This window comes from Pseudoalteromonas sp. SR45-5, from assembly GCF_014163565.1.
In the GTDB taxonomy this organism is placed as follows: Bacteria; Pseudomonadota; Gammaproteobacteria; order Enterobacterales; family Alteromonadaceae; genus Pseudoalteromonas; species Pseudoalteromonas distincta.
Genome location: NZ_JACJDN010000755.1, coordinates 1 through 1,676, shown reverse-complemented (window position 1 = coordinate 1,676; position 1,676 = coordinate 1). Strand labels below are relative to the sequence as shown.

The window sequence follows — 1,676 nt, the reverse complement described above, 5'->3', positions numbered from 1 at the left end:
AGCGCGGCATTGTAGAGCCGCGCTCATAGTAAAAGCCTTTTAAAAACAGATGTTTATTAAATGTTTTTATTTCTGTTTTTAATTAACATTTATGTAACGAGCGAGGTTGCTTTGGTGCATTATTTGCCTATATTGTCTTCTTTTATTTTGGTTTTTAGTTTTTTACCATTACTAAACAAAATTCGAAAAAATCGTAGTGTCTCTGGTTTGTCACTATTAATGATGACATTTGGATTAGCACAAAGCCTTTATTTTATAACCTACAATATTTTCTTTGAGCGCTATTATATTGCGTTACCATTTATTGTAACCGGTGCGTTAAGCGGGCTTATTTTATATTTTTTTGCACGTTTCAATGCAGCTAAACGAGAACGTGTACAGCTGGTTACTATGCTAGGTTTTTCGTTACTGCCTTTTTCACTGCTTTTAAATTCAAGCCTTGATACTGCAACGGTATTAAGCGCTTTAACGTATGTTGGTCTTGTGATGAGTTCGGTACGTGTTATGCCGCAAACTTATAAAACATTGCGTACGGGTAATGTGAGTAATTTAAGCGCGCGCTACTTTAGCTTGCAGTTTATTGCTGGTATTTGCGGCTTAGTTGTTGAGCTTACGACAGTTGCTCCAAGCACGGCGCACTTACTTATGTTTATTATGCTATTGCTTACCAATGCTGTGCAATTTGGTTGTATGCAATACTATAGAATGCGACCTGTAATGGCTTAAAGCAAAAATAAAAGTGCTAATTTAGTTTAGGTATGGCAGTTTTAAGCTATTAATCATTACAAAGTTTAAACAATGCAATTAGCTATTCATCAAATTGATGCGTTTACGAATGAGTTATTTAAAGGTAACTATGCGGCAGTGATCCCACTGGAATCGTGGTTAAGTGACGATTTAATGCTAAAGATTGGCGCTGAGAATAACGTATCTGAAACAGCTTTTACCTACCAGCAAGACGATGGAAGTTTTGTTATTCGCTGGTTTTCGCCGTTGATGGAAATCGACTTTTGTGGTCACGCCACACTTGCGGCTGCCTATGTTTTATGTGAAGAGCATAACATATCGCAAATTCGCTTTATTGCTGATGCGGTGGGCGAGCTAATCGTTAATAAAAACTCTGATGGCAGCTTTGCAATGACCTTTCCTAAACAAGCACCGATTGAGGTACAAAATGTACCGCAGCAATTGCTTGATGGCTTGTCTATACAACCGAGTAAAGTACTTAAAAATCGCCAAGCTTACTTTGCTATTTATGAAAATGCCGATCAAATACTTGAATTAACAACTAACTCTGAGCTTTTAAAAACGCTTTATCCACTTGATGTAGTGGCCACTGCTCCAAGTGCTGAATATGATTTTATATCTCGCTATTTTTGGCCTGCAAGCGGTGGCGACGAAGATTATGTAACGGGCTCAATTCATACTGGCTTGGCACCTTACTGGGCGCAGCAATTTGGTAAAACTACGTTAAGTGCTTATCAGGCTTCAAGCAGAGGCGGGCATTTAATTTGCAAAGTGGATGATACAACCGTCACTTTGACCGGGCATGCTGTAAGGTATTTAAAAGGCACTATTTATATTTAAACTGTGAATTAAGTTATAAAAAAGGCCACGTAAATCGTGGCCTTGGTTTACTCAATTAGTAGAGGTATTTTATGCTTCTAGCGCTTTTG

Annotated in this window: 2 protein-coding genes; both read left to right on the top strand. The window is 38.0% G+C overall.

Annotation, left to right across the window (positions count from 1 at the left end):
* Positions 1-111 precede the first annotated feature (111 nt).
* Positions 112-726: a PQ-loop repeat-containing protein gene (locus H5072_RS18690; RefSeq protein WP_182694421.1), complete on the top strand. Its 615-nt coding sequence runs from the start codon at positions 112-114 to the stop codon at positions 724-726.
* Positions 727-798: 72 nt separating this feature from the next.
* Positions 799-1,587, top strand: a complete 789-nt coding sequence (locus H5072_RS18685) for a PhzF family phenazine biosynthesis protein (RefSeq protein WP_182694420.1) — start codon at positions 799-801, stop codon at positions 1,585-1,587.
* Positions 1,588-1,676 lie beyond the last annotated feature (89 nt).